General features: G+C 70.5%; 28 protein-coding genes. 12 read left to right on the forward strand and 16 right to left on the reverse strand.

The features are described from left to right. Positions 1–267 precede the first annotated feature (267 nt). Entirely contained in the window at positions 268–693 is a 426-nt protein-coding gene (locus LT971_RS03515) for a universal stress protein (RefSeq protein ID WP_237005466.1), read from the reverse strand. Between the two features lie 48 nt (positions 694–741). After that, complete coding sequence (locus tag LT971_RS03520; protein ID WP_237005467.1) at positions 742–2,559, reverse strand: ATP-binding protein; 1,818 nt, start codon at positions 2,557–2,559, stop codon at positions 742–744. An 82-nt stretch (positions 2,560–2,641) separates the two neighbouring features. On the opposite strand from LT971_RS03520, the gene LT971_RS03525 reads away from it, so the two are divergent. After that, complete coding sequence (locus LT971_RS03525; protein ID WP_237005468.1) at positions 2,642–3,397, forward strand: inositol monophosphatase family protein; 756 nt, start codon at positions 2,642–2,644, stop codon at positions 3,395–3,397. 43 nt (positions 3,398–3,440) lie between these two features. Next, positions 3,441–3,788, forward strand: a complete 348-nt coding sequence (locus tag LT971_RS03530; protein WP_237005469.1) for a DUF7113 family protein — start codon at positions 3,441–3,443, stop codon at positions 3,786–3,788. 7 nt (positions 3,789–3,795) lie between these two features. On the opposite strand, the gene LT971_RS03535 is transcribed toward LT971_RS03530, so the two are convergent. The 3 genes from LT971_RS03535 to LT971_RS03545 form a co-directional block, all read right to left on the reverse strand. Then, the gene (locus LT971_RS03535) at positions 3,796–5,412 is read right to left on the reverse strand and encodes a hypothetical protein (RefSeq protein ID WP_237005470.1); all 1,617 of its coding nucleotides are present in this window, start codon (positions 5,410–5,412) and stop codon (positions 3,796–3,798) included. Next, entirely contained in the window at positions 5,413–6,162 is a 750-nt protein-coding gene (locus LT971_RS03540; RefSeq protein WP_237005471.1) for an ABC transporter ATP-binding protein, read from the reverse strand. 66 nt (positions 6,163–6,228) lie between these two features. Further along, positions 6,229–7,467, reverse strand: a complete 1,239-nt coding sequence (locus LT971_RS03545) for a DNA double-strand break repair nuclease NurA (RefSeq protein WP_237005472.1) — start codon at positions 7,465–7,467, stop codon at positions 6,229–6,231. A gap of 110 nt (positions 7,468–7,577) precedes the next feature. Between LT971_RS03545 and LT971_RS03550 the strand changes: the two genes are divergently transcribed. Both LT971_RS03550 and gpmI read left to right on the forward strand, forming a co-directional pair. Continuing rightward, positions 7,578–7,814 (forward strand): Rcat domain-containing protein, encoded by a 237-nt coding sequence (locus LT971_RS03550; RefSeq protein ID WP_237005473.1) that lies wholly within the window; start codon positions 7,578–7,580, stop codon positions 7,812–7,814. 605 nt (positions 7,815–8,419) lie between these two features. After that, complete coding sequence (gpmI, locus tag LT971_RS03555) at positions 8,420–10,069, forward strand: 2,3-bisphosphoglycerate-independent phosphoglycerate mutase (protein WP_237005474.1); 1,650 nt, start codon at positions 8,420–8,422, stop codon at positions 10,067–10,069. A 6-nt stretch (positions 10,070–10,075) separates the two neighbouring features. On the opposite strand, the gene nadC is transcribed toward gpmI, so the two are convergent. The 10 genes from nadC to LT971_RS03605 form a co-directional block, all read right to left on the reverse strand. Beyond that, positions 10,076–10,903 (reverse strand): carboxylating nicotinate-nucleotide diphosphorylase, encoded by an 828-nt coding sequence (gene nadC, locus LT971_RS03560; protein ID WP_237005475.1) that lies wholly within the window; start codon positions 10,901–10,903, stop codon positions 10,076–10,078. Then, complete coding sequence (locus LT971_RS03565; protein ID WP_237005476.1) at positions 10,890–12,425, reverse strand: L-aspartate oxidase; 1,536 nt, start codon at positions 12,423–12,425, stop codon at positions 10,890–10,892. The genes nadC and LT971_RS03565 overlap by 14 nt, the downstream gene beginning before the upstream one ends. A gap of 2 nt (positions 12,426–12,427) precedes the next feature. Further along, complete coding sequence (gene nadA, locus LT971_RS03570; protein WP_237006249.1) at positions 12,428–13,552, reverse strand: quinolinate synthase NadA; 1,125 nt, start codon at positions 13,550–13,552, stop codon at positions 12,428–12,430. 135 nt (positions 13,553–13,687) lie between these two features. Then, on the reverse strand, positions 13,688–13,843 hold the full coding sequence (locus LT971_RS03575; RefSeq protein ID WP_237005477.1) for a DUF8143 family protein: 156 nt from the start codon (positions 13,841–13,843) through the stop codon (positions 13,688–13,690). 38 nt (positions 13,844–13,881) lie between these two features. Next, a complete protein-coding gene (locus LT971_RS03580) occupies positions 13,882–15,417 on the reverse strand; it encodes an amidohydrolase (RefSeq protein WP_237005478.1) in 1,536 nt (511 codons plus the stop codon). A 99-nt stretch (positions 15,418–15,516) separates the two neighbouring features. Further along, positions 15,517–16,671, reverse strand: coding sequence for a thiamine ABC transporter substrate-binding protein (locus tag LT971_RS03585; protein WP_237005479.1), 1,155 nt, complete (start codon positions 16,669–16,671; stop codon positions 15,517–15,519). Then, positions 16,668–16,985 (reverse strand): thiamine-binding protein, encoded by a 318-nt coding sequence (locus tag LT971_RS03590; RefSeq protein WP_237005480.1) that lies wholly within the window; start codon positions 16,983–16,985, stop codon positions 16,668–16,670. The genes LT971_RS03585 and LT971_RS03590 overlap by 4 nt, the downstream gene beginning before the upstream one ends. A gap of 34 nt (positions 16,986–17,019) precedes the next feature. Continuing rightward, a complete protein-coding gene (locus tag LT971_RS03595) occupies positions 17,020–17,748 on the reverse strand; it encodes a hypothetical protein (RefSeq protein WP_237005481.1) in 729 nt (242 codons plus the stop codon). Further along, positions 17,745–18,473, reverse strand: coding sequence for a hypothetical protein (locus LT971_RS03600; protein WP_237005482.1), 729 nt, complete (start codon positions 18,471–18,473; stop codon positions 17,745–17,747). Before LT971_RS03600 ends, LT971_RS03595 begins: the two co-directional genes overlap by 4 nt. Next, on the reverse strand, positions 18,466–19,248 hold the full coding sequence (locus tag LT971_RS03605; RefSeq protein ID WP_425293262.1) for an ABC transporter ATP-binding protein: 783 nt from the start codon (positions 19,246–19,248) through the stop codon (positions 18,466–18,468). The genes LT971_RS03600 and LT971_RS03605 overlap by 8 nt, the downstream gene beginning before the upstream one ends. Here LT971_RS03605 and LT971_RS03610 point away from each other — a divergent pair. The 4 genes from LT971_RS03610 (at position 19,247) to LT971_RS03625 (ending at position 21,638) form a co-directional block, all read left to right on the forward strand. Continuing rightward, on the forward strand, positions 19,247–19,789 hold the full coding sequence (locus tag LT971_RS03610) for a GbsR/MarR family transcriptional regulator (RefSeq protein WP_237005484.1): 543 nt from the start codon (positions 19,247–19,249) through the stop codon (positions 19,787–19,789). The genes LT971_RS03605 and LT971_RS03610 overlap by 2 nt on opposite strands. Before the next feature lie 39 nt (positions 19,790–19,828). After that, the gene (hmgA, locus tag LT971_RS03615; RefSeq protein ID WP_237005485.1) at positions 19,829–21,046 is read left to right on the forward strand and encodes a hydroxymethylglutaryl-CoA reductase (NADPH); all 1,218 of its coding nucleotides are present in this window, start codon (positions 19,829–19,831) and stop codon (positions 21,044–21,046) included. A 169-nt stretch (positions 21,047–21,215) separates the two neighbouring features. Further along, complete coding sequence (locus tag LT971_RS03620) at positions 21,216–21,431, forward strand: hypothetical protein (protein WP_237005486.1); 216 nt, start codon at positions 21,216–21,218, stop codon at positions 21,429–21,431. 63 nt (positions 21,432–21,494) lie between these two features. Continuing rightward, positions 21,495–21,638, forward strand: coding sequence for a hypothetical protein (locus tag LT971_RS03625; protein ID WP_237005487.1), 144 nt, complete (start codon positions 21,495–21,497; stop codon positions 21,636–21,638). Here LT971_RS03625 and LT971_RS03630 read toward each other — a convergent pair. Then, positions 21,633–22,157: a DUF5817 domain-containing protein gene (locus LT971_RS03630; RefSeq protein ID WP_237005488.1), complete on the reverse strand. Its 525-nt coding sequence runs from the start codon at positions 22,155–22,157 to the stop codon at positions 21,633–21,635. The genes LT971_RS03625 and LT971_RS03630 overlap by 6 nt on opposite strands. 99 nt (positions 22,158–22,256) lie before the next feature. On the opposite strand from LT971_RS03630, the gene LT971_RS03635 reads away from it, so the two are divergent. The 4 genes from LT971_RS03635 (at position 22,257) to LT971_RS03650 (ending at position 24,943) form a co-directional block, all read left to right on the forward strand. Continuing rightward, on the forward strand, positions 22,257–22,595 hold the full coding sequence (locus LT971_RS03635) for a cupin domain-containing protein (protein ID WP_237005489.1): 339 nt from the start codon (positions 22,257–22,259) through the stop codon (positions 22,593–22,595). 79 nt (positions 22,596–22,674) lie between these two features. Then, complete coding sequence (locus tag LT971_RS03640; RefSeq protein WP_425293268.1) at positions 22,675–23,661, forward strand: thiamine pyrophosphate-dependent dehydrogenase E1 component subunit alpha; 987 nt, start codon at positions 22,675–22,677, stop codon at positions 23,659–23,661. After that, on the forward strand, positions 23,661–24,695 hold the full coding sequence (locus LT971_RS03645) for an alpha-ketoacid dehydrogenase subunit beta (protein ID WP_237005491.1): 1,035 nt from the start codon (positions 23,661–23,663) through the stop codon (positions 24,693–24,695). Before LT971_RS03640 ends, LT971_RS03645 begins: the two co-directional genes overlap by 1 nt. Further along, positions 24,692–24,943: a lipoyl domain-containing protein gene (locus LT971_RS03650; RefSeq protein ID WP_237005492.1), complete on the forward strand. Its 252-nt coding sequence runs from the start codon at positions 24,692–24,694 to the stop codon at positions 24,941–24,943. The genes LT971_RS03645 and LT971_RS03650 overlap by 4 nt, the downstream gene beginning before the upstream one ends. The last annotated feature ends 6 nt before the right edge of the window (positions 24,944–24,949 follow it).

Raw genomic sequence — 24,949 nt, forward strand, 5'->3', positions numbered from 1 at the left:
CTCGCTGGCAAAAGCTACGCTAAAAGCGCCGTCGGACCCCGCTCCGGGGGTCCTCGGCGCCCGCGCTCCCTCCGGTCGCGCGGTGAACCACTTCGCTCGGGTTCTCCGAACCGCTCGCTCGCGGATGCTAGTGCTACCGGCTCCCGAGGTTCAAGTGGGAGAGCGGAACCAACCCAGGTCGTGACCTGAGTGTCGGCGCGGGCGGACCGAGACGAGAGCGCGGCGCACCCGCCCGCGAGCAGCGCTGGCGCCGCCTGTCAGCCCTGTCTACCGGACGATGGTCACCGGCATCGGCGACCGCCGAACGACATTCTCCGCGACGCTGCCGAGCAGGATGCGCGTGACGCCGGACCGCCCGTGGCTCCCCATCACGATGTGGTCGACGTCCTCGTCCTCGGCGTACGAGACGATGGTGCGGCTCGGCCGCCCGACCTCGGTCGCGGTCTGCAACTCGACGTCGTACTCGTCGGCCGTCGCCTGCGCGTCCTCGAACAGCTCGTCGGCCGCGGTCTTCGACTGCTCGAACCACTCCTCGGAGTAGCCGGGTACCGTCGCCTGCGAGGTGTACCCGGCCTCGATGGGGTCGATGACGTTCAGGACGGTGATCTCCGCCGCCTCGAACTCCTCGAGGGCGTACTCGAGGGCGTTCTGTGCCTGCGGCGACCCGTCGATGGGAATCAGGACGTGTGTCATGTCTAGGGATTCCACGCCACCGAGGATAAAGGGGGCGGCCAGTTCCCGTCAGTCGCGACCGTGCCGCGTCACGCACGTCGACAGTCCCTGAATCTCGACGGGCTCGGAGTTGTCCGGCGAGTAGACGACCATCTGGCCCTTCTCCATGTAGGGCACCTTCGACTGGAGCGACGACGGGATGTTCACGGCCTGAATCGCGTCCTCGTCGCCGAGGTTCAACACGACCGTCGTGTTCACCTGCTTGAACACGGGGTCCGCGATGTCTTGGGGGTCCTGCGTGATGAGGAACAGCCCGAGGCGCTCCTTGCGGCCCTGCTTGGCGGCCTCCGTGAACTTCCCGACGACCTTCCGGGCCTGCACGCTGTCGGCGTCCGAGAGGAAGTTGTGCGCCTCGTCCATCCCCACGAGCAGCGGCGTCTCCTTGATGGACTCGTAGCTGGGGTCGTTCGAGAGCTTCTGGTCGACCAGCAGGCTCGACACCGCGAGCACGACCGTCTCGGCCGCCCGCGAGTCGCTGACGTGGTACGTCGGCACGACTGACAGCCGACCGGGGCGCACGAACTGCCGGTCCTCGACGAGGTCGGTGATGGCGCGCGCGTCCTGGTCGAAGAGACCGTTTGGCATCCCGTTGACCCGCCGCAGGACGGCCTCGTAGGTCGCCTCGTGGACGCGCCCGGACTCGTCGAGTTCCTCTTTCAGCGCGGGGTCGTCGAGGAACGAGCAGAACTCCCGGTACGTGCCGGACTCGCCGTACTGGCCGAAGAATCGGTCGAGCAGCAGGTGGAGTGCGCCGTACTGGTTGTCGTTGAGGTCGCTGGAGGCGACCAGCCAGGGGTTGTCCCGCACCATCGAGAACGGCACCGTGAACTCCACCTGTTCGGCGGCGTGGTGGTCGGCGGCGTACGACGCCGACCCGACCTTCGGGACGAACGCGACGGTGTCGTCGTGGCCGCCGTACGCCAGCCCCTGGGTCTCCCACTGGCGCTCGTCGCCGGGTTCGGCGTCGGGGTTGTCGTCGTGCATCTGGGCGTACTCGTCCTGCGGGTCGAACTGGACGACCGCCATCCGGCGTTCGGGGCCGCCGGAGTCGACGGGGTACCGACGGTCCTCGTGAAGGTACTGGCGGAGGACGTTCTTCGCGGCGTGGGTCTTCCCGGAGCCGGTGCCGCCGGCGACCAGCGTGTGCCGGAAGACCAGCGGGTCGCCGGCCTCGTAGTCGTCTTTGACGCGGTAGTCGATGGTCGGCGGTTCTGCCGCCGTCCGGACCTTCTCGCCGCCGACGGAGAGGTGCCCGAGGAACACGCCATCCTCGGGAATCTTCAGGCCGGTCTTGATCTCGGTGGCGTCGTCGGCCGCCCGCACCACGGTCTCCGGCTTCGGGACGCGGTCGGGCATCCGGCGTTTCAGGTCGCCGCTGCCGCCGTCGGTGTACAGCACGGCGACGGGGTCGAGCTCCGCGAGGAACTTGTAGTCCTGTTCGTCGACGCCGTCGGAGCGCATCGCGCGCCGGGCGTGAATCTCGGTGGCGTCGTCGCTCTCGAACGCCTGCACGTACTCCAGGCCCGTGATCTTGCAGAAGAGCTTCTCGCCGCCCGGGTAGGGCGCGACGAGGTAGGTGCCGAGCCGGACCGCCGACCGGTTGCCGGCGGTGACGTACGCCTTCAGGGCGGTCTCGCGGCCGTCCTCGTGGATGCGGAGCCCCTCGGAGACGGCGAGCGCGCCGATGCCGTCGTCGCTCCCGACGTCCTCGAGTTCCGGGCGGTCGTAGTCGTCGCCCGACTCGGTGGGGCCCTCGACCCCACCAGTCTCGTCGTCGTCGTCGTCGTCGTCGCGGCCGTGGTCCGCGAAGTCCCCGAGGTCGCTCATGGACGAGGGGTGGCAGCGCACGGACTAACCGCTTTCCCCTGAACCACAACCGTTTAGCCGGCAGACTGCCGGCGTGGAACTGATGCCCTCCGACGTCGAGAACACGGCAGTGCGTGCGTGTCTGGCCGGCGGCCGCCACCTCCGGGAGCGGTTCGGCCGAGAGCCCGACGCCGAGTACAGCCGCCACGACGTGAAGGCGGAGGCGGACCGCGCGAGCGAACAGCGGATGCTGTCCGTGATCCGGGACAGCCACCCCGACCACGCGGTGTACGCCGAGGAGTCCGGCGACGTGTCGACGGGCGGCGACTACCGGTGGGTCGTCGACCCGCTCGACGGGACGAACAACTTCGTCGCCGGCCTGCCGTCGTTCGCGTCGGCGGCCGTGGTGCTGGACGACGACGGCCCGCTGGCCGGCTGCGTCTACGTGCCGGTGAGCGACGACTGCTACGTCGCCCGCCGGGGCGAGGGCGTGACCCACGACGGCACGCCGGTGGCCGCCGACAGCGACGCGACGACGGAGACGGCGACGGTCGGGTTCGTGATCGGCCACGACGTGAAACTGGACGGGCGGCTGGCGGAGGCCGACGCGATGCAGGCAGCGCTCGGGGACGCGACCAAGCGCGTGGTGGAGAGCTGGTCGCCGTGCGTGCACTGGGGCGCGCTTGCCCGCGGTCGGCTGGACGGGATGGTGTGTTTCTATCCGGACGACGAGGAGCAACACGTCGGCGAACTGCTCGCCAGCGAGGCGGGCGCGGCCGTCGCCCGGCCGACCGACGGACTGTACGTTGCAGCCGTCAGCGAGGCGATTCGCGACGACCTCGTGGCGGCCGTCGTCTGACCGAGGTCCGCGGTCTTTTCCGTGTCGGTGCAGTAACTCCGGTATGCTGCTGGTTCGTGGGTCGGCCGGTGGGACGGCCCTGACGGGGACGCTGTACGAGCGCGGCGAGACCGCGCCGTCGTTCAAGGGAGCGCCCGACGAGGCGGCGCCCTACGTCTGGGTGTGCGACGAGTTCTACGCGGTGGACAGCGGCGGGCAGGTCCAGCACGTGGACGGGGAGGAGGTCAACGTCGCCTTCGAGTCGCCGATGCCGCGGGGGTTCGAGACGCGGGACGCGGCGCTGGAGGCGGCCCGCGAGCACGTGCGGACGCAGTTCGCGCGGATCGGCGTCGACCGCGAGGACGTCGACGTGGAGGTCGTGCGCGAGCACGAGACGGACGCCGATTTCTGAGGGCAGGTCAGCCGTCGGTTGTGTAGTCGTCGAAGGTCCGGACAGCGTTGCGGCCGGCGAGGACGGCGGCGCCGCCGGCGACGAGCAGCCCGACGGCGAGTCCGGTGACGTAGACGACGGTCTCCGAGACACCGAGCAGGCCGCCGAGGGCACCGGCGACCGCGGGGGACTGGACGCCGGTGGCGACTCCCGCGGACAGCAGGAAGACGATGGTGTAGACGCCGAACGACCACAGCGAGGGGACGACGGCTTCGCGGCTGCGGGTGATGCTCGTGGCCTCGTACTTGGGGAAGGACGCGCCGACGCCGGCGGCGACCGTCGCGGCGAGTCCGGGGAGGACGACGGCGGCGACGACGAGGCACGCGACAGCGACCGGTGGTAGCGGGCCGAAAACGCCGAGGGCGAGTGCGAGCGCGAGCGTGACCGGGGTGCCGAGGAGCGCACTGGCGGCGACGAGTCCGCCGACGAACTCGCGGCCGGAGACGCCCGAGGTGACGGTGACGGGGAGGACGGCGCCCTCGTCGCCGAGGGGGTTCAGGCTGAACAGCGCGCCGGTCGCCCAGGCGGCGTACAGCGTGACGGTGGCGGGGAGTGTGGCGGTGACATGGCCGGCGTCGACGCTGTTCTGGATGGGCGCGAACAGCACGAAGATGGGGTAGGTGACGTAGACGAGCTTGACGGGGGCACGGCGCGCGCGCAGCCAGCTCTTGCGGGCCACCCACGCGGTCCGGCGGCCGAGCAGGTCGTCGAGCCGGCCGCCGCCCGCCGAGTCGGTCTGGCGCGGGGTAGCGTGAGCGGTGTCGTCGTACCAGCGGCGTTCTGAGACGCGGACGCTCGCGAGCACGCCGAGGGAAGCGACGACGACGGAGCCGGCGAGGACGGCGCCGGCGCGGAGCGCGCTGGCTTCGGCGCCGGGGACAGTGAGCAGCGCGAGGTCGGCGTACCACGCGACCGGTGACGCCTGCGTCGCCTCGAGTGCGGGCGCGACGACCACGTCGAGCGTCTCCGTGAACAGCAACGCGAGGTAGGCGAGGAAGGCGGCGACCCCGAGCCCGGTCTTGTAGCGGTCGACGAACTCGGACTGCCCGAGGAGGTAGGCGACTGCGGCGCCGGCGGGGAAGCCGACGAGGTAGGCCGTTGTCGCGAGCGCGCCGAGCGCGAGGACGGCCAGCGGGAACGCGAGCGGCACGCCGGCGCCGGCGGCGAATCCGGCGCTGGCGACGACGAGCGGCGAGACGAACATGCCGACGACGCGGAGGTAGCCGGCGGCCAGCAGCCCGCCGACGACATCGCGGGCGGGCACGGTGGTGAGGTAGCCGTCGCGGACGTCGATGTCGCCGAGTTGGAGCGCGGTGAGGTAGGCGGTCATCGTGAGCGTGAACACGCCGATGCCGGCCGGGACGAGCCCGACGAGGTCGCCGGCAGCGCCGGGGTCGTCGACGAACGCCTGCCCACCGACGTAGGCGGCCCACGTGACGCCCGCAGTCATCCCGACCACGAGGACGGCGACGAGGCCGACGGCGATGTGCTGGGCGAGGCTCTTCTCGCGGAGCTTCCGCCAGCCGACGCGGAGCTCGTTGTACGCGATGCTGGCGGCGTGGCCGGTGTCCGGAACCCCGGGCATCTACGCCTCCCCACCGATGCCGCCGGTGACCTCGAGGAAGACGTCTTCGAGGGTGCGTTCGTCGCCGGTCTCGGCGCGCTGCTTGAGGGCGTCCGGCGGGCCTTCGGTGACGAGGCTGCCGTCGTGGAGCACGCCGACGGTGTCCGCGAGTTCGTCGACGACCGGGAGGATGTGCGTGGAGAGGAAGACGGTGGCGTCGCCGTCGGCGAGGTCGGCGATGGTATCCCGGACGGTGCGGGCGGCCCGTGGGTCAAGTCCAGACGTCGGTTCGTCGAGGAAGAGCACGTCGGGGTCGTGGAGCATCGCCTGGATGATGCCGGTCTTCTGTTTCATCCCCTTCGAGTACGCGGAGATGCGGCGGTCGGCGTCGTCGGCCAGCGAGAACCGCTCCAGCAGGTCGTCGATGCGTTCCTCGGCCCGGGATTCGGGGAGGTCTCGGAGGCCGGCGACGTACCGGAGCTGTTCGCGGGCCGTGAGTTCGGCGTGCAGCGGCGGCTCCTCGGGGAGGTAGCCGAGATTCGAGACGACGGCGTCCCGGTCGGTGATGTCGGCGCCGGCGACCGTCCCGGTGCCGTCGCTGGGCTTCGTGAGCGTGGCCAGCATCCGCATCGTCGTGGTCTTCCCGGCGCCGTTCGGACCGAGGAAGCCGTACACCGACCCCTCGGGGATGGCGAGGTTCAGCCGTTCGACGGCCGTCGTGTCGCCGTACCGCTTCGTGAGGTTCCGGGTCTCGATGGCGCGGTTGGTCATTACCCGTCGGTGCCACGTCCGGAGCAATAAAACCGGCCGAGCGTTCTCCGGCGATGTGGTCGTCCGTTACCAGCGGTGGTCGTCGTAGTTGCGGTCCTCGCGGCTGTCGAAGGACTGCTCGAGCTTGCGGACGAGCTCCTGTTTCTCGTCGCTGCCGATGCGCGCGAGCTCGTCGGCCTTCCCGACCGGCTCCGGCGGGCCGGCTTCGGCGGCGACCTGACTGGTGACGTAGCGCTCGACCGCCCGCCGGCAGTCGGGGTCGTCGGCGAACACGCGCGGGAGTTCGACCTTGTGCACGAGGTCCGTCCGGGGGTCGTAGACGACGAAGAACGCGACCTCGTAGCAGGCGGCGTCGAGTTCGCGGTCGACGCCGAGTTCGTCGGCATCCGCGAACACGCCGTCAGCGCCGAGCGTGGACGTGAACCAGCACGTCCACGTGAGTTCGTCTGTGAGCCGTTCGTAGCCGTCGCCCTCGAACTCGCGGCGTTCGAGCACCTGTCCGAAGAACGCGGCGTCGGTCGCCCACGGGGTGGGGCGGCCGCGGTCGCGGAGCGCGCGCACGAGGGCCTGACTGGCGGGGCTCTTCACGAAGCCCGCCAGCGGGACGCCGCGGTCGGCGAAGTCCTCGACGAGCCGGACGTAGTTCTCCAGCACTTCGCCGACGAGTTCGTTCTGCGTGACGAGGTCGGCGAGGCTGGCGTGGCGGTCCGCCCACTTCACGAGCTGTTTGGGGTAGACCGGGCCGTCGAGCAACAGCAGGTCGTCGACGCGCTCGGCGTGTTCGAGGGCGTGGTGGCTCTCGGCGAGGTACAGCGCGAGCCCGTGGACGACGCGCTCCTGGTCGCGGGCCAGCGGCGTGGTCTGGACGATTCGGCCGCGCCAGTAGCCGGCGTCGGCGCGCTGCCAGTCGGTGCCCATGTCGACGGTGGCGTCGTTGGAGTGGACGCTCGTGATGGTGGTGCGGGCGCGGTGGCAGTCCAGGTCGGAGGGCGTGGCGCTCATCGCGGCCTGCGCGAGGTCGAGGACGAGGCCGTTCGTGAACGTCCGGGGATTGATGGTGCCGGAGTCGAGGCCGTGGGCGGTCTCGAAGGGGTCGGGCTGGAGCGCGAGCTCCTCGACGGGCGCGGCGTGTCTCACGAGGTCGTCCAGCGGTTCGAGCACGGGGCCGTCGTCGCCGTACAGGGGGTCGAGGAACTCGCGCCACGTCTCGTCGGCGAGGTCGCGGTGTTCCTCGGCGTCCACCTCGTGTCTGATGCGGGCGGCGAGGTCCGCGATGCCGTCGAAGTGGACGGGGTCGAGGGTCATGGCGGGGAGTGGACGGGCGAGCCACAAGTAGCTCCCGACCGTCGTTTACTCGCGACCGAAGCAACTTTTGTCAGAAATGTTAAATTCGTCGGCGTAGTAGCCGGTCGTGGATGCAGCAACACCGCACGAGCTCGGTGAACTGGCGGCGCACCGACAGCGGCGTCGAACTCTACGACGAGACCAATCCCGACGCCTGGATTCACATCGACGTCGACCCCGGCGCCCCCGCAGACGAACGCCCCTTCAGCGTTTGCCCGGACTGCGGCGTCGTCGCCCCCCAGCGTACCGCCCCCACCGACCACATGGTCTGTGGCGAGTGCGGCGCCGAATTCGACAACGACGACTAGTTAGTGTAGGCTGCTTCTCTGACTGCTCTCGGGACTACACGTCCTCAAAAGCCCCGAGACTGTGGACTCGGTGCGCTCTCACGGCTCACTCCGTTCGCCGTTCGAGTATATCGAGGTCTCCCAGTGGTCGAACTCGCACTCGCTGCGCCCTTCGCTCCTTCACTCCGTTCAGTCGCTGCAGTGCTTGCTTCGCCCGCCTTCGTCCACTGGGCGGTCGGCTCCGCCGACCGCCTCATACCGTGGCGGCTACGCCGCCACGCGAGCCTCGCCCCTTTCATTCCTGCCCGTGACCGGCTGGTCAGCCGGCAGGAATCAGGCTGGTTTCACAGCCGGTAGCAGGGGGTGGAAATCGAAAGGGGCGGCGGGGTCGGCGTCTCCGCGAGCGAAGCGAGCGGATGGCTCGAAAGACGAGCGAAGCGAGTCTTTCGGCGAAGCACGGCGAAGTAAGCACCGTAGGAGCGACCGACGGGAGCGACGAGGCGCGCAGCGAGCCGCGCAAGTCGAGCCCTCCGGGGCTTTCGGAGAGTTAGTAACCCACACCCCAGAACCAAACCCCGCTCCAGAGAGACGACACCTACATAGGCCCAACTGCCGCATCCACGAGCATGCAGGCCGCGCTCGTGATTCTGGACGGCTGGGGGCTCGGCGATCACGACTTCCGAGGCGGCGGAGCTGCCTCGACGTCCCGCTCACAGGGCTCGCGGGACCGACGCGACGCCGTCGATGCCGCCGACACCCCGAACTTCGACGAGTACGCCGAGCGGGGGGCGTTCGGGACGCTGACGACGTCCGGTCGGGACGTCGGGCTGCCGGACGGCCAGATGGGGAACAGCGAGGTCGGCCACCTCACCATCGGCGCGGGCCGCGTCGTGAAGCAGGCGTACACGCGCATCGAGGACGCCATCGCCGCCGACGAGCTCTGCGGGAACGACGCCATCGCGGGCGCACTCGACCACGTCGCGGAGACCGGCGGGACGCTGCACGTGATGGGACTCGTCTCGGACGGCGGCGTGCACTCCGACCAGGAGCACCTGCACGCGCTCGTGGAGTGCGCCGCAGAGCGGGACGTCGAGGCGGCTGTCCACGCCTTCACCGACGGCCGGGACACGTCCCCGACCGGCGGCGAGGACTACCTCGCCGACCTCGAAGCCGTCACCGACGAGCACGGGACCGGCGAGGTGGCGACGGTCTCCGGACGGTACTACGCGATGGACCGCGACCAGAACTGGGAGCGCACGAAATCGGCGTACGACGCCATCGTCACCCGGGAGGCCGACCACTCGGCCCGCTCGGCGGTCGACGCCGTCACCGACTCCTACGAGCGCGGCGACACCGACGAGTTCGTCGAGCCGACCGTCGTCGAGGGCGGCGACGCGCTCACCGACGGCGACGCCGTCGTGTTCGCGAACTTCCGCGCCGACCGCGCCCGCCAGCTCACCCGGCTGCTCGCGGACATCGCGCCCGCCGACTGGGAGGCCGATGGCGTCGAGACGAGTCCGCCGGACGTGCCGGTGGTGACGATGACCGAGTACGACGAGACGTTCGACCTCCCGGTGGCGTTCCCGGCCGAGGAGCCCGCGGACACGCTCGGCTCGGTGCTCTCCGCGGAGGGGCTCACCCAGTTCCGGGTGGCGGAGTCCGAGAAGTACGCCCACGTGACGTACTTCCTGAACGGCGGCCGCGAGGTCGAATTCGAGGGCGAGCGCCGCGAAATCGTGGAGAGCCCGGACGTGCCGACGTACGACGAGCAGCCCGAGATGAGCGCGCCCGGGGTCACCGACACCGTGCTGGACGCGCTCGCGACCGACGACCCGGACGTGCTCGTGTTGAACTACGCCAACCCCGACATGGTCGGGCACACGGGCGACTTCGACGCCGCCGTCGAGGCCGTCGAGGCCGTCGACCGGGAACTCGGACGGCTGGTGCCGGCGCTCTCTGACGCGGGCGACGAGCGGAGCGAGTCGCCGAATGGGCGAGCGGGGAGCGAAGCGACCCGCGAGCAGGGCGCGCACATCTTCCTCACCGCCGACCACGGGAACGCCGACGACATGGGGACAGTCGAGGACCCCCACACTGCGCACACGTTCAACCCCGTGCCGTTCGTCTCGCTTGCCCCCGAAACCGGGGGAGACGACCGCTCGGGCGGCTTCGCCGTCCGGGACGGCGGCGCGCTCCGGGACGTCGCCCCGACGCTGCTGGAGGTGCTCGGCATCGACCGCCCGGCCGCGATGACGGGGTCGTCGCTGCTGGAGTAGCGCGGTCTACGCGAACGCCTCGCCGCCGGTCGCCCGGAAGGAGTAGTCGAGGCTGGGCGCGGAGTGGGTCAGCGACCCCATCGAGATGACGTCCACGCCCGTCGCCGCGTACGCGGGGACGTCGTCGACGGTGATGCCGCCGCTGGCCTCCGCGAGCGCCGCGCCGTCCAGCAGGTCGACCGCGCGCTCGGTCTCTGCCGGCGTCATGTTGTCCAGCAGGACGATGTCGGCTCCGGCGTCGGCTGCCCGTGGCGCATCCTCGGGCGTCTCCACCTCTACTTCCAGTTTCGTCGCGAAGCTCTTGGCCGCTCGGAAGCGCTCGACGGCGCCCTCGAGCCCCAGCTCGGCGACGTGGTTGTCCTTCACCATCACCATGTGCGAGAGGTCGAGGCGGTGGGTGTCGCCGCCGCCCGCGACCACCGCGCGCTTCTCGACGCCCCGGAGTCCAGGGGTGGTCTTCCGGGTCGCCGCGATTGCCACGTCGTCGCGCTTCTCGCGTGCGGCGTCGACGGCTCGCCGGGTCTTCGTGGCGATGCCGGAGGCGTGGCCGGCGACGTTCACGGCGACCCGCTCGGCGCGCAGCACGCTCTGTGCGTCGCCGTCGACGGCGAGCACGGCGTCCCCGGCGTCGATTCGGTCGCCGGTGTCGACGAGCGCGTCGGCCTCGCAGCCGAGGTACTCGAACACACGGACTGCGGCGTCGAGGCCGGCGGCGACACCCGTTTGCCTGGCGACGAGCCGGCCGGCCGTCTCCCCGGGCACGTCGTTGGTCACGTCGTGGTGGCCGAGGTCCTCGCGCAGCCACCGCTCGACGTCGGCGTCAGTGACCGGCATCCGGTGCCTCCTCGACGGCAGCCTCGTCGGTGCGGTGGTGGCAGCCGGCGCTCTCCGGGTTCTCGCTGGCGGCCCGTGCGACCAGCAGCCCGACGACGGCGGCGTTCCGGAGCTGGTAGAGGTCCCGGCTCGTCCGGGTGCGGACGTAGGCGTCGACCTCGCCCTTCAGCCGGCGGAGCACGCCCTGTGCGCGCTCGAGGTCGGAGCCGGACCGGTGGAGGCCAACGTACTCGTCCATCACGCGCCGCAGCCGCCGGAACTTCTCGTCGGCGAAGCCCGACGGGAGGTCGGGGTCGCGGTCCCGGAGCTCGGGCGGCTCGCTCGGCTCCGCCTCCCGGCCGTCGCTGGCCGCCGTCTCGCCGGCCCGCAGCCCCCAGACGAGCCCCTCGAGCAGGCTCGTGGACGCGAGGCGGTTCGCACCGTGGACGCCCGTGCGGGCGCACTCGCCGACCGCGAACAGCCGGTCGAGGCTCGCTCGGCCCTCGGTGTCGACGGCGACGCCGCCACAGAGGAAGTGCTCGCAGGGCGCGACCGGGATGCCCGCCTCCCAGTCGACGCCACGGTCCTCGCAGGTCTCGGCCAGCCCCGGGAACTCCCCGGCGAAGTCCAGCGGGGAGACATCCAGCCGGACCTCGCCGGTGGCGTCGCGCTCGGCGGCGACGGCGCGCGCGACCACGTCGCGGGGCGCGAGTTCGGCGTCCTCGTGGTACTCGGGCATGAAGCGCTCGCCGTCGGCGTTCCGCAGAACGGCGCCCTCGCCGCGGACGGCCTCGGAGACGAGAAACGGGTCCTCGTCGTCGTAGGCGGTCGGGTGGAACTGGACGTACTCGACGTCCTCGACGTCCGCGCCGGCGAGCGCGGCCATCGCCACGCCGTCGCCCGTCGAGCCGGCGGGGTTCGTCGACCGCCGGTAGAGGTCGCCGATGCCGCCCGTCGCGAGCACCGTCGACCCGGCGAACACCGGGGCGCCCGTCCCGGCCCGTTCGCCGGTCTCGGGGTCGCGGTCGAGCAGCGCCCCGGTCACGAGCCCTTCGTCGGTAATCAGGTCGAGTGCGGCGGCGTCCTCCAGAATCCGGACGTTCTCGTGGTCGTCGAGGAGTCGGAGGAACGGCCGGAGGATGTGGTGGCCCGTGGCGGCGTCCACGTGCAGGATGCGCGCCTCGGAGTGGGCGGCCTCCTGCGCGTAGTCGAAGCCCTCGCCGTCGCCGCCGTCGAAGGACACGTCCAGTGTGTCGACGAGCACGTCCTCGACGGCGTCGGCGGCGTCTTCGACCAGCACGTCGACTGTGTCGGGGTCGGCTTCGCCGTCGCCGGCAGCCAGCACGTCTCGTTTCAGGGACTCGGGGCTGTCTCGGGTGGTGGCGATGCCGCCCTGCGCCCAGTCCGTGCTGGCGTCGGCGGGGCGCTCGGCCTTCGTCGCGACGAGCACGTCTGCGCCCTCGCGGGCGGCGGCCAGCGCGGCCGCACAGCCCGCGATGCCCGAGCCCACGACGAGCACGTCGGTGGTAGCGTAGTCGGTCATGGTCAGATTTCGAGCATGCGGTCGAGCGCGACCTGCGCCAGTTCCTTCTCCTCGGCGGCGACCTCGACGACGTTGCGCTCGCGGCCCTCGACGAGCTCCTCGAGCACCCACGCGAGGTAGTTCGGGTCGATCTGGCGCATCGCGTTGCAGTCCATGCAGGCGTCCCCGCAGAGGGGGACGACGTTCACCTCGGGGTGCCAGCGCTGGAGGTGGTTCGCGAGGTGAATCTCGGTGCCGATGGCCCACGTCTCGCCGGGGTCGGCGTCCTCGACGGTCTGCGTGATGGTCGACGTGGAGCCCACGACGTCCGCCGCCTCGACGACCTCCCGGCGGCACTCGGGGTGGACGACGACGTTCACGTCCTGGTGGTCCTCGCGGACCTCGGCGACGTGGTCGGCGGTGAAGCGCTCGTGGACCTGGCAGTAGCCGTCCCAGAGCACGATGTCGGCGTCGGCGACCGCCTCGGCGGTCTTCCCCTCGGCGTCCCAGGGGTCCCACTCGACGGTGGAATCTTCGAGGCCGAGCCGGTGGGCGGTGTTCTCGCCGAGGTGTTTGTCGGGGAGGAACAGCACCTTGTCGCCGCGCTCGAACGCCCACTCGAACGCTCGGTGGGCGTTCGACGACGTGCAGACCAGCCCGCCCTGCTCGGCGCAGAACGCCTTCAGGTCGGCGTAGCTGTTCATGTACGTGATGGGGATGATGTTCTCGTCCGGGGCGGCGTCGGTGATGTCCGCCCACGCGGCGTCGACCTGGAGGGCTTCGGCCATCCCCGCCATCGGACACGAGGCCTCCATCGAGGGCAGAATCACGGACTGGCTGTCGTCCGTGATGATGTCCGCGCTCTCGGCCATGAACGTCACGCCGCCGAAGACGACGTAGTCGGCGTCGGCGTTCGCGGCCTCCTTCGAGAGCTGGTAGGAGTCGCCGATGAAGTCGGCGTGCTCGACGATCTCGCGTCGCTGGTAGTTGTGGCCGAGGACCACGACGTCGTCGCCGAGTTCGGCACGCGCCGCCTCGATGCGTTCCGTACGCTCGTCTTCGGTCAGTTCGCGGTACTCCTCGGGAAGCGCTTCGAGGTCGTCGTACTTGAAGAGACTCAGGTCGGTCTCGAACGACGACGTGTCCATCTCTGCCACGTTCAGGTCACCCGTGTACTCTCACCTTCGGAACTCCACTATGAAAAGATTATTTCTTCAATCTCGGCTGTCGGAGAGACGAGCCACTACTCGAGGAGAACGAGAGAGCGAGAATCGAGTGGTCGGCTACTCGTCCTGCTCGCGGGACACCTGTTCGTGGGCCTCCTCCCGGGTCATCCGGGTCGTGTCTTCGGCCTCCCGGCGCACGAGCAGGTACAGGAGAAGTGCGCCGCCGACGCCGACGACGAGGAACAGACCGAACGCGACGCCTGCTGTTGCCATACCCGGCGGTTCTCCCGGCTCGATGTTAGGTCTGGGGGCTACGTCCCGTCGTACACCACGTCGCCGTCCACGACGGTCATCGCCACGTCGACGTCGTCCGCGATTGCGTCCGCGTGCTCCCACGGCGACGCGTCCAGCACAGTGAAGTCAGCCAGCGCGCCCTCCTGAATCGCGCCCTGCTCGTCCTCGCGGAAGCCGGCGTACGCGCCGCCGCTCGTGTACGCCCGCAGCGCCTCCGTCACCGACAGCCGCTGGGCGTCCGCCGGAGCGTTCACGGCGTGGTGGACGCCCAGCAGCGGGTCCAGCGGCATGCAGTCGCTGCCGAACGCCACGTCCACGCCAGCCTCCAGCATGTCGGCGAACCGGTTGCTGGCCTCGCGGCGCTCGGTGCCCAGTCGGTCCTCGTAGAGGCCCTCGGTGCCCGCCCACTTCAGGAAGTTCGGCTGCGGGGACGCCACCACGCCGAGGTCGGCCATCCGCTCGATGGCGTCGTCGGACGCGAGCTCGGCGTGCTCGATGCGGTGGCGGCGCTGGCCCGCGTCCCCGGCGGCTGCGTCCTCGTAGGCGTCGAGGACGGCGTCGACGGCCGCATCGCCGATGGCGTGCGCAGTCACCTGCAGGCCCGCGCCGTCGGCGCGCTCGACGATGCCCGCTAGCTCCTCGGGGTCGACGACCCACGTCCCGGTCTCGTCGGGCGCGTCGGCGTACGGCTCGTGGAGCTTCGCCGTGTGGCCGCCGAGGCTGCCGTCGGTGTACGTCTTGACAGCGCCCATCTCGACCATGTCGCTGCCGTGGTTCGTCACCAGCCCCGTCTCGAGGACGGCGTCGAGGTGGTCGGCCCAGTAGTTCAGCCGCACCCTGACGGAGAGCTCGCCCGCCGCCTCCAGCTCCCGGTAGGCACGGGGCGCGTGGGAGTGCCGCACCATGTCGTGGACGGCGGTCACGCCCTTCGCGTTGGCTTCGCGCTGCGCCGCCCGGACCAGCGCCTCCGTCTCCGCCGGGTCGGGGTCGGTCGCGTCGTAGACGACTTCGACGGCGTCCTCCACGATGCGACCGTCCTCACCCACGTCCTCGTCGGGCATCTCGTCGCCGTACTCGGCCAGTGCGACGCCGTTCACCGTCGCGGTGTGCATGTCCTCCCGAATCGCCGCGACCGGCTGCGCCTCGCTCGCGGCGTCGAGGTCGGCCTGCGAGAGGTCCGCGTCGCCCGGCCACTGGCTCTCGTCGTACCCGAACCCGAGCACCCACTCGTCCTCGCTCAGGTCGCTGGCGCGCTCGGCCAGCCGCTCGGTGACTTCCTCCGGACCACTGGCTCCCCGGAGGTCGGCGTGCACGCCGTGCTGCCCCACGACCTCCATGTGCGTGTGGGCGTCGACGAACCCCGGAATCACCACCCGGCCCCCGAGGTCGACGGTCTCCGTCCCGGTCCCTCCGAGGAAACCGGCGTCGTAGTCGTTGGCCAGCCCGACGACGCGGTCGTCCCGCACCGCCACCGCCTCGTACACCTCGTCACCGTCTGGGCCGAGTGTGTGGATCTCGCCACCGTGGAGAATCAGGTCGGCAGCCGCTGTCATACCTCTACGCCGGACGGCTGCGCGCAAAGAGCTTCGGGAAGACGAACAGCGAGTGGAGGGCCGAAGGGGGACCGGACGACACCAGCGTCGGGCGCAGGGCTACTGACTGGCGATTCGCTGGGCGACGGCCTCGCGCCAGTCGTCGGCGTTCTCGCGGAGGGTGTCGTAGCCGTACTGGAGCTTCTCGTCGGGGACGTGGACGTACTGCTGGAGGTCCTCGGGGAGGCTGGCGTCCGAGACGGTCGGGATGCCGACGTTCTTCTCGGCGACGTTGCGCTGCGTGTCGGCCGCCAGCATGAACGACGCGAAGTCGTCGACGAGGCCGCCGCGCTCGGTGCCGTCGAACTTCGCGGTGCCGGAGACGTACGCGTACCCCTGGTCGTTCGGGAACCCGATCTGGTGGCGGCTCATGTCGGTGTCCTCGGCCTGACTGGCGTACACCTGGTCGGTGCTGTACGACATCACCATCGGCGCCTCCTCGCCGGAGTACGCGCTGTACGCGGCGTTCCACGACCCGGTCGTCTGGAGGCCGTTGTCGACGAGGCGGTTCCAGTAGTCGAGGTAGCCGTCCTCGCCGAACTCGTGGACGGTCCACAGCAGGAAGCTCAGCCCGGTGACGGTGTTCTGGGGGTTCGGGAGCAGCAAGCCGTCGCTGAACTCCTCGGTCGTGAGGTCCTCGAGGGTCTCCGGCTCGGGGACCTCGTTCTCGTCGTAGACGATGCAGACGTAGGAGGCGCCGGTCGGCAGGACGCGGCGCTGCGGGTCGAACCAGTACGCATCGACCACGTCGCCGGTGTTGTCGACGCCGCCGGTGTCGAAGCCCGCGAACAGGGACTCGTCGAGTTCGCGGTCGGCGCGCACGAGTGCGGTCGGCGTGACGCCGACGTAGCCGTCAGCACCGAGGTCGACGCCCTGCTGTTTCCGGCGGATGAAGTCGTTGAGCTCGTTGTCGCGGACGACCCAGTCGAACTCCACCTTGTGTTCGGACTCGAAGGCCTCCTCGACCCAGCCGCCGGCGCTCGTCGACACCGCGCCGACGTACGCCTCGCTGGTCCCCATCCGGAGCTGCGGCGGTTCGCCGCTCTCGCTGGCGGTCGTGCCGCCCGTCGTCGTCGTCGTACCCGCTTCGGTGGTGGTCTCGGTCGCGGTCGTGGTCGTGTCCTCGCTCGTGTCCGTCGTCTCGACACAGCCGGCGAGCCCGAGCGCGGCGGCGCTGCCGATGGTCGTGACGAACTTGCGTCGGGAGGACGTCATCGGTCGCTCGCTGCCTCCCGACCGAGGTGGTCCTCCACGCGGTCGACTTTCTCCTCGACGGCGAGGTCGTCCTCGCGGTAGTGGTCGATTTTCACCGTCGTCCCCACGCGCGGGGCGTCGACGGCCTCGTGAGCGGCCTTGACGGCCGCCAGCAGCTCGTCTATACCGTCGGCCTCGATGGTGGTCTCCATCGGGTTGGTCTGGTAGCGGACGTCGAAGTCCTCGAGCGCGTCGATGGCGCTGGCTATCTCGGCGTCGAAGTCGACGCCGGGGCTGTCCACCGGCGCGACCGAGAGCATCGCAGTGACTGTCACACCCGCCCTAGCGACCACCGAGTAATATAACTCACTATTCTCGAACGGCGTGTCGAACCGCGACGCCGGCGAACCCCGCCGCGACTGCGAGCCAGGCCGCGCCGACGCCGAGCGCGCTCCAGTTCGGGTCGCCGCCGATGGCGGCCTCCATCGCCGCGGTTCCGGCCCACCGCCCCGGCAGCAGGTCGGCCCACGCCGGGGCGTCCGTCGCCAGCGGCGAGTGGAACAGGAACAGGTCGACCGTCGGCGCGAACAGCATCGCGTACACGCCACCGAGGCGGTTCAGGAACACCCCAGCGACGGCACCGACGAGCCCGTAGGTCGCCGCCAGCAGCACCGTCGCAACCAGGAACACACCCACGCGCTCGGGGGACGCGTGCACGAGCAGGACGGCCGTCGCGGCCACCGACCCGACCGCGGCCACCGCCAGCAGGACGCCCGCGCGAGCCGCGAACAGCGACCGCGCCGGCAGCCCGGACAGCGACAGCCAGCCGTCGGCGTCCAGCGTGTTCACGGTGAGGAACAGCCCGCCGACGCCAGCGACTACCACGGCCGCGAGCACGGCCAGCATCGGCAACACCCCCTCGACCATCGTCGCCCGTGTGGTCACGGTCGCAGTCTCCACGCGGACGGTGGTCTCGGGGAGAACCGCTCCCAGGACGCCGACGAAGTACGCCGGCAGCACCACCAGCAGCGCCAGCAGCACTGGCGTGCGCGCGAACTGCTTGACGGTCGCGGCGAGCGCGGTTCGCGTCCGGCTCACAGCGACCACCCCCGGCCAGTCGCCGCCGCGTACGCGACGCCCGCCGCAACTGCCAGCACCGCGAGGTACGCCAGTGCCGGCGCGACGTTCCCGGTGCCCACCGTTCCGTCCAGCACCGCCGACTCGAACATCGCGTGCGGGTAGTGCAGCGGCAGCAGCGTCACGAGGTCAGTGTCCACCGACAGCACGTCACCGGAGAGAAAGGAGTCCGCGTCCGCGAGGAACACCAGCACGAGCGACCCCTCGAGGTCGCGTGGCACGAGCGCGCCGACGACCACGCCGAGCAGCCCGTACAGCGTCCCCGCCAGCACGAGGACGAGGTAGGCGGGCGCGACGGCCGCGACGTCCGTCCCGAACGCGAGCAGCGACAACAGCGAGACCGCTGCGGCGACCAGCGCGACGCCCGTCGTGACGAGCACGCGCGTCCCGAACAGCACGCCCGAACTGAACCCCGAGAACGCGAGGTAGCGGTCGGCCGTCGCCGCGCTCACGGTGCCGAACAGGCCGACCAGTCCCGTGAGGAACGCGGTCGCGAACAGCGCGCCGCCGATGCGGCCGTACGTCGACGCCGACCCGTCGACGAAGCCGACGTCCGGGAACGCGCCCATCGCAGCGCCGTAGACGTACGTCACGAACGGTGGCAGCGCGACGAGCATCGCGAGCGTCGTCGGCTGGCGGAGGACGCTCCTGCTGTGTGCGCTCGTACCGGTAGCCACCTCACCCATCGGCGCTCGCCTCCAGTTGCTCGTGGTCACCGGACGCCCCCGACTGCGTTCCGCTGCGCGCCAGTCGGCCGTCTCGGAGTTCGAGGATGCGGTCGAACCGGTCGCGTTCGCTCACGAGGTGCGAGATGACCGCGATGGCCGTCCCGTCGGCCGCGAGGTCCGCTGCGAGCTCCCAGAACGAGAGGTAGGTCTCCCAGTCGAAGCCGGTGTACGGCTCGTCCAGCAGGAGGACGCCGGGGTCGTGCATCAGCGAGACGGCGAGCGTGAGCTTCCGGCGGTTGCCGCCCGAGAGCCGGTCGACTCGCCGGTCCCGGAACCGCTCGAAGTCGAGGCGGTCGGTGAGCCGGTCGGCGGCGTCCCGGATGGCGTCGTCCGTCATCCCGTGCGCTTCGCCGAACAGCCGGAACGTCTCGTCGACCGTGAGCCGGTCGTAGAGCCGGTCGTCCTGCGGACACCAGCCGACGCCGTCTGGCCGCGAGACAGTGCCGGCGTCCGGCTCGATGGCCCCGACCAGACACTGCATCAGCGTCGACTTCCCGGAGCCGTTCTCGCCGACGATGCCGACGACCTCGCCGGCGCGGAGTTCGAGGCTCGCGCCGGTCAGCACTTCGACGTCCGGCTCCCAGGGGAGCCACGAGCTGTACGTCTTCTCGACGCCGTCGGCGGCGAGGACGACTTCACGCCCGTCCTCGCCCGACTGATTCGGTATATTCGGCATATACCGAATATTCCGAATGGACTGATTTATAGGTTGGGGATGCGAAGGTTCGGGCATGACCAGCGACCAGGTCGAGGACGCCCGGGAGCGCGTCGTCGACGCCTTCGAGCGGTCGGCCGAGATATACGGCCTGAACAGGAGCTACGGTCGCCTCTACGGCGTCCTGTACTTCGCGCGCGAACCGCTGTCTCTCGACGAGCTCGCCGAGGAGACCGGGTTCGCGAAGTCCACAGTCAGTACCGCGATGAAGGAACTCGAGCGGTTCCACATGGTCCACCGGCGGTCCATCGAGGGCGAGGGCAAACGCGCGTTCTTCGAGCCCGAACGGGACTTCTGGCACATCGTCAAGCAGTTCCTCGACCGCGAGATGCGCCGCGAGATCGACACGATGGCCCGCGCGCTCGACGACGCCGAGACCGCCCTCGAAGCCGCCGTCGACGCCGGCGAGGACGAGCGCGCCGCCCGCGACCTCGAACGCGTACGAGACCTCCAGCAGGTCTACGACCGGTCCGAGGCCTTCGTGAACCTCGTGACGCGCGCGCCCAGCGACCGGCTGCGGTCGGCGTTCGAGGACTTCGCCGACCTCGTCCGGCGCTGAAGGGCAACCTTCAGGGCGGCGGGCCGCCGACTCCCGGGCATGACAGACGACGCCAGCGACCTCGCGGACCGAGTGCAGGCCGGCGACCTCCGGCTGTACGAACTCGAGGACCACGCCGACGCCGAGACCGCGGCGGCCGCGCGCCGCGACCTCCTCGAGCGCGAGACCGGCGCCGACACGGACGCCCTCGGCTCGTTCTCCTTCGACGCCGAGCAGGCTTCCGAGACCGCCGTCGAGAACCTCGCGGGCGGCGCACAGCTCCCGCTGGGGGTCGCGGGTCCCGTCGCCGTCAACGGTGGCGCCGCCGACGACGAGTTCTACCTCCCGATGGCGACCACCGAGGGCGCGCTCGTCGCGTCCGTGAACCGAGGCTGCTCGGCCATCACGGCGGCCGGCGGCGCGAACGCCCGCGTCACGAAAACCGGGATGACGCGCGCTCCCGTCTTCCGCGTCGAGGACGTGACCGAGGGCGCGGAGGTCGCAGAGTGGGCGAAAGAGAACCACGACGTGCTGAAGGCGGCCGCCGAGGGGACGACGAGCCACGGCGAGCTCACGGACGTGACGCCGTACGTCGTCGGTGACAGCGTCTATCTGCGGTTCCGGTACGACACGAAAGACGCGATGGGAATGAACATGGCGACCATCGCGACCGAGGCCGCAAGCGAGGTCGTCGAGCGCGAGACGCCCGCCGAACTCGTCGCGCTCTCCGGGAACCTCTGCACGGACAAGAAGCCGGCCGCCATCAACGCCGTCGAGGGTCGCGGACGGACGGTCACGGCCGACGTGACCATCCCCCGCGACGTCGTCGAGGAGCGCTTCGACACGACGCCCGAAGCGATCGAGGAGGCGAACACGCGGAAGAACCTCGTCGGCTCCGCGAAGGCCGGGAGCCTCGGTTTCAACGCCCACGCCGCGAACGTCGTCGCCGCCGTCTTCCTCGCGACCGGGCAGGACGCCGCGCAGGTCGTCGAGGGCTCGAACGCCATCACGACCGTCGAGGCGCGCGAGGACGCGCTGTACGCGTCGGTGAACCTCGCGAGCCTCGAAGTCGGCACCGTGGGCGGCGGGACGAAGCTCCCGACCCAGCGCGAGGCGCTGGACGTCCTCGGCGTGCGCGGTAGCGGTGACCCCGCCGGCGCGAACGCGGACGCGCTCGCCGAAATCATCGCTGCGGGCTCGCTCGCCGGCGAACTCAGTCTGCTCGCCGCGCTCGCTTCCCGCCACCTGTCGTCGGCGCACGCGGAACTCGGGCGCTGATACGGGCTGCAGACGAAACAAAATTTTACCACGTGCTCAGTGAAAAATAAGGCTGTCACCGAAGTCGGCCTCCGGGCGGCGGTCCAGTACTGGGGTTCTGCCGGCGTGGCGTGTGCCGTCCTCGCCGTCGCAACGGCCGTCGCGACGTCGTTCCCGTTGCTCCTGCGGGATGGTGCTGTTCGGCGTGCCGCTGGTCGTCGTCCCGCTAGTCGTCGGCGTGACCGACACCCGCCTCGACACGGCGGCCAGCGCGACCCGTCTCGGATTCGACGCCGGCGACCCCGGCCAGTACGACCCGGGGCGCGTGCTGCCGATTCCGAACCCGCTGGACCTCCTCTGCTGGCTGTGCTGCGTCGGCCTCGTCACGATGGCCGTCGCCGCCTGACCAGTTTCACTTTCACCGGGCGGCAGACACAGGATTATTTTCCTGCATTGCGTCGTTCGATTTATGCGTGCTCGCGGAGACGTCGCCGACGACGCCGACCCTCCCGCCGCTCGTGCGGAGCGCGCGCTCCGCCTGCTGAAGCTCCTGCTGACGGTGCTCGTGCTGGCGCTCACGCTCGCTCGCGGCCTCGCCGGCGGGCCGCTATAGCAGCCGGTAGCCGCCGCCGTCCTCGACGACCTCGCCCGCCCGCTGGAACTTCGCCAGTGCGTCCTCGACGTACTCGCCGCTCGCGCCGTGCTCGGCTGCGAACGCCTTCACCTCGCGCTTCGTCGGGGCGTCCAGCTCCCGGAGCGCCGTCCTGACGGCGTCGCGCTTCGAGAGACTGCGCCCCGAAGACTCGGCGCGCTCGGCGGCCGCCGCCACCTCGTCTGTGTCGACGCCCGACTCTGCGAGGTACTCGTCGTCGCTCATCCCCGCGTCCTCGACGTAGTCGTCGAGGGTGGCGAAGTCCTCTACTTCGGCGAAGGCGTCGCCCTGCCCGGCCTTGTTCGCGAGAATCGACGCCCGGACCTCGCGGGCGTGGTCCTCGTCGTCGGTGGTGACGAACTGCTTGAGCGTGCCGAACTGGTGGCGCTTCTCGCAGCGCGGACAGCCGGTGGTCTCCGGCCGCCCCTCGACGACCCACAGCGCGTTGCACTCCGAGCAGCCGACGACGGCGTACGTCATCCACCCGGGAGTCCGGCGCGGTCCGGTATAAACTCGTGGGTGGCGGGCAGTTCCCGCGCCGGGGTCGGATTTTTGCCGGTCCGCGCCGTCGACCCCAACATGGACATCGAGCGCCTGACCGACACGGAGACCGTCGAAGCCGTCGACGGCGTCCACCTCGGACAGCTTGCCGTCGGCGAGGAGACGAGCGTCCAGCACTTCGAAATCGAGCCGGCTGCGGTGGTGCCCGAACACGACCACCACCACGAGCAGGCCGGATTCGTCTACCAGGGCGAACTCACGTTCCACGTGGGCGGCGAGGAGCTCGTTGTCGGCCCCGGTGACTCTTACACCATCCCCGGCGGCGAGCCACACGCCGCCGTCAACGAGGGCAGCGAGCCCGTCCGCGGCATCGACGTGTTCTCGCCGCCGCGCGCGAACCCCGACTGGCTAGAGTAGCGCTCCTATCCGCTAGCTAACCTTTATCGTCGCGGCCGACGCAGTTCGTCGTATGGTGGGAGTCAACACACTCCGAGAGATGTACGAGCAGATGGTGACAGCCCGGCGCTACGAACAGCGTCTCCAGGAGGAGTACCTCGAGGGCAAACAGCCAGCCTTCGACATCTCCGCCGGTCCCATCCCGGGTGAACTCCACCTCGCAGCCGGCCACGAGGCCGCCGCAGTCGGCGTCTGCGCGCACCTCGACGACGAAGACACGGTGACCGCGCCCCACCGTCCGCACCACGTCGCCATCGCGAAGGGCGTCGACCTCGACAGGATGACTGCCGAAATCTTCGGCCGCGAGACGGGTCTCTGCAAGGGCAAGGGCGGGCACATGCACCTCTTCGACCCCGACGTGAACTTCGCCTGCTCGGGCATCATCGCGCAGGGCTGCCCGCCCGCAGTCGGCGCCGCGATGGCCGCCGACAAGCGCAACGAGGACAGCGTCGCCGTCGCCTACCTGGGCGAGGGCGCGGTCGACCAGGGCGCGTTCCTCGAATCCCTGAACCTTGCCGCCGTCCGGGAGCTCCCGGTGGTGTTCGTGGTCGAGGACAACGACTGGGCCATCAGCATGCCCCAGGACCGCATCACCGACGTCGACACCATCGCCGAGCGCGCCGACGGCTTCGACATGCCGGGCGTCCGCGTCGACCACGACGACGCGATTGCCGTCTACGAGGCCGCCCGGGACGCCGTGGGGCGCGCCCGGAACGGCAACGGCCCGACGCTGCTGGACGTGCAGGTCCACCGCCGGATGGGGCACTTCATGGGCGACGCCGAGGGCTACCGGCCCGACGAGGACAGCGAGCGCGCCCAGCGCCTCGACGCCATCGAACGCCTCGCCGACGACCTCCGGGACCGCGGCGTCGACGACGCCGAACTCCAGGAGCTCCGCGAACTCGCCGAAGACCGCGTCGAGGACGCCATCGAGTGGGCGAAAGCCCAGCCGGAACCGGACCCCGCGGACGCCCACGAGGACGTGTTCGTGGACGACCCGGCCGCCGCCAGCGGGGGTGACGACTGATGTCGAAACCGGCCTCTGACCCCGGGACGGGCGGCGTGGACCGCGAACTCACGATGAGTCGCGCGATGGTCGACGCCATCGCCTCGGAGATGCGGGCCGACGACGAGGTGTTCTACATGGGCGAGGACGTCCAGGACTACGGCGGCATCTTCGACTCTACGGAGGGCCTGCTGGAGGAGTTCGACCGCGACCGCGTGATGGACGTCCCCATCAGCGAGACGGCGTACGTCGGCGCCGCAGTCGGCGCCGCACAGGCCGGGATGCGGCCAATCGCGGAGATCATGTTCGCGGACTTCGTCGGCGTCTGCCTCGACCAGGTGTACAACCAGATGGCGAAGAACACGTACATGAGCGGGAGCGCGGTCAACGTCCCGATGGTGCTGACGACGGCCGTCGGCGGCGAGTACAACGACGCCGCCCAGCATTCCCAGACGCTGTACGGCCTGTTCTCGCACCTCCCGGGGATGCAGGTCGTCGTGCCGTCGACGGCCTACGACGCGAAGGGCCTGATGCACGCCGCCGTCCGGAGCGACGACCCGGTCGTCTACATGTTCCACAAGCGCCTGATGGGCATCGGCTGGATGCCCGCCCCCGAAGGGCCGAAGACGCCCGTTCCGGAGGACGACTACACGGTCCCCATCGGCGAGGCCGACGTGAAACGCGAGGGCGGCGACGTCACCGTCGCCACGCTCGGTCTGCACGTCCACCGCGCGCTCGACGCCGCCGACCAGCTCGCCGACGACGGCGTCGACGTCGAAGTGATCGACCTCCGGAGCCTCGTCCCGTTCGACACCGAGACCGTCCTCGATTCGGTCGAGAAGACCGGGCGACTCGTCGTCGTCGACGAGGACTACCAGTCGTTCGGCGTCACCGGCGAAGTCGTCGCCCGGGTCGCCGAACGCAGCCCGGACGCCCTCGAGGCCGTCGAGCGCGTCGCGATTCCCGACGTCCCGATTCCGTACTCGCGGCCGCTGGAGACGGAAGTGAACCCGCAAGTCGAGGACATCGTCGCCGCCGTCGAATCGGTCGAATGAGCACCGACGTCGACTCCGAGTCGGTCTGGCCGGCGGACGCCGACGACGTCGACGAGGCAGTCGTCGCCAACTGGTTCGTCCGGGAGGGCGGCGCCGTCGACGCTGGCGACACGCTCTGCGAGATCCAGATCGAGAAAGTCAGCGTCGACGTCCCCGCCCCCGAGAGCGGGACACTCGCCGAGCGCACCGTCCCCGAGAACGGCGAGTTCCGGCGCGGTGACGTGCTCGGCCGCATCGAGACCGGCTGACGGCTC

Source organism: Halobacterium rubrum (genome assembly GCF_021729015.1).
Classification (GTDB): domain Archaea; phylum Halobacteriota; class Halobacteria; order Halobacteriales; family Halobacteriaceae; genus Halobacterium; species Halobacterium rubrum.

Excerpts from the sequence above, each read along its gene's own strand:
- LT971_RS03515 (WP_237005466.1), bottom strand. The coding sequence starts at position 693 with ATGACACACGTCCTGATTCCCATCGACGGGTCGCCGCAGGCACAGAAC.
- LT971_RS03580 (WP_237005478.1), bottom strand. The coding sequence starts at position 15,417 with ATGACAGCGGCTGCCGACCTGATTCTCCACGGTGGCGAGATCCACACA.
- LT971_RS03565 (WP_237005476.1), bottom strand. The coding sequence starts at position 12,425 with ATGACCGACTACGCTACCACCGACGTGCTCGTCGTGGGCTCGGGCATC.
- LT971_RS03575 (WP_237005477.1), bottom strand. The coding sequence starts at position 13,843 with ATGGCAACAGCAGGCGTCGCGTTCGGTCTGTTCCTCGTCGTCGGCGTC.
- LT971_RS03625 (WP_237005487.1), top strand. The coding sequence starts at position 21,495 with ATGCGTGCTCGCGGAGACGTCGCCGACGACGCCGACCCTCCCGCCGCT.
- LT971_RS03545 (WP_237005472.1), bottom strand. The coding sequence starts at position 7,467 with ATGACCCTCGACCCCGTCCACTTCGACGGCATCGCGGACCTCGCCGCC.
- LT971_RS03635 (WP_237005489.1), top strand. The coding sequence starts at position 22,257 with ATGGACATCGAGCGCCTGACCGACACGGAGACCGTCGAAGCCGTCGAC.
- LT971_RS03640 (WP_425293268.1), top strand. The coding sequence starts at position 22,675 with ATGTACGAGCAGATGGTGACAGCCCGGCGCTACGAACAGCGTCTCCAG.
- LT971_RS03540 (WP_237005471.1), bottom strand. The coding sequence starts at position 6,162 with ATGACCAACCGCGCCATCGAGACCCGGAACCTCACGAAGCGGTACGGC.
- hmgA (WP_237005485.1), top strand. The coding sequence starts at position 19,829 with ATGACAGACGACGCCAGCGACCTCGCGGACCGAGTGCAGGCCGGCGAC.
- LT971_RS03535 (WP_237005470.1), bottom strand. The coding sequence starts at position 5,412 with ATGCCCGGGGTTCCGGACACCGGCCACGCCGCCAGCATCGCGTACAAC.
- LT971_RS03585 (WP_237005479.1), bottom strand. The coding sequence starts at position 16,671 with ATGACGTCCTCCCGACGCAAGTTCGTCACGACCATCGGCAGCGCCGCC.
- nadC (WP_237005475.1), bottom strand. The coding sequence starts at position 10,903 with ATGCCGGTCACTGACGCCGACGTCGAGCGGTGGCTGCGCGAGGACCTC.
- LT971_RS03630 (WP_237005488.1), bottom strand. The coding sequence starts at position 22,157 with ATGACGTACGCCGTCGTCGGCTGCTCGGAGTGCAACGCGCTGTGGGTC.
- LT971_RS03645 (WP_237005491.1), top strand. The coding sequence starts at position 23,661 with ATGTCGAAACCGGCCTCTGACCCCGGGACGGGCGGCGTGGACCGCGAA.
- LT971_RS03525 (WP_237005468.1), top strand. The coding sequence starts at position 2,642 with ATGCCCTCCGACGTCGAGAACACGGCAGTGCGTGCGTGTCTGGCCGGC.
- LT971_RS03650 (WP_237005492.1), top strand. The coding sequence starts at position 24,692 with ATGAGCACCGACGTCGACTCCGAGTCGGTCTGGCCGGCGGACGCCGAC.
- LT971_RS03605 (WP_425293262.1), bottom strand. The coding sequence starts at position 19,248 with ATGCCCGAACCTTCGCATCCCCAACCTATAAATCAGTCCATTCGGAAT.
- gpmI (WP_237005474.1), top strand. The coding sequence starts at position 8,420 with ATGCAGGCCGCGCTCGTGATTCTGGACGGCTGGGGGCTCGGCGATCAC.
- LT971_RS03550 (WP_237005473.1), top strand. The coding sequence starts at position 7,578 with ATGCAGCAACACCGCACGAGCTCGGTGAACTGGCGGCGCACCGACAGC.
- LT971_RS03530 (WP_237005469.1), top strand. The coding sequence starts at position 3,441 with ATGCTGCTGGTTCGTGGGTCGGCCGGTGGGACGGCCCTGACGGGGACG.
- LT971_RS03610 (WP_237005484.1), top strand. The coding sequence starts at position 19,247 with ATGACCAGCGACCAGGTCGAGGACGCCCGGGAGCGCGTCGTCGACGCC.
- LT971_RS03600 (WP_237005482.1), bottom strand. The coding sequence starts at position 18,473 with ATGGGTGAGGTGGCTACCGGTACGAGCGCACACAGCAGGAGCGTCCTC.
- LT971_RS03520 (WP_237005467.1), bottom strand. The coding sequence starts at position 2,559 with ATGAGCGACCTCGGGGACTTCGCGGACCACGGCCGCGACGACGACGAC.
- LT971_RS03620 (WP_237005486.1), top strand. The coding sequence starts at position 21,216 with ATGGTGCTGTTCGGCGTGCCGCTGGTCGTCGTCCCGCTAGTCGTCGGC.
- nadA (WP_237006249.1), bottom strand. The coding sequence starts at position 13,552 with ATGGACACGTCGTCGTTCGAGACCGACCTGAGTCTCTTCAAGTACGAC.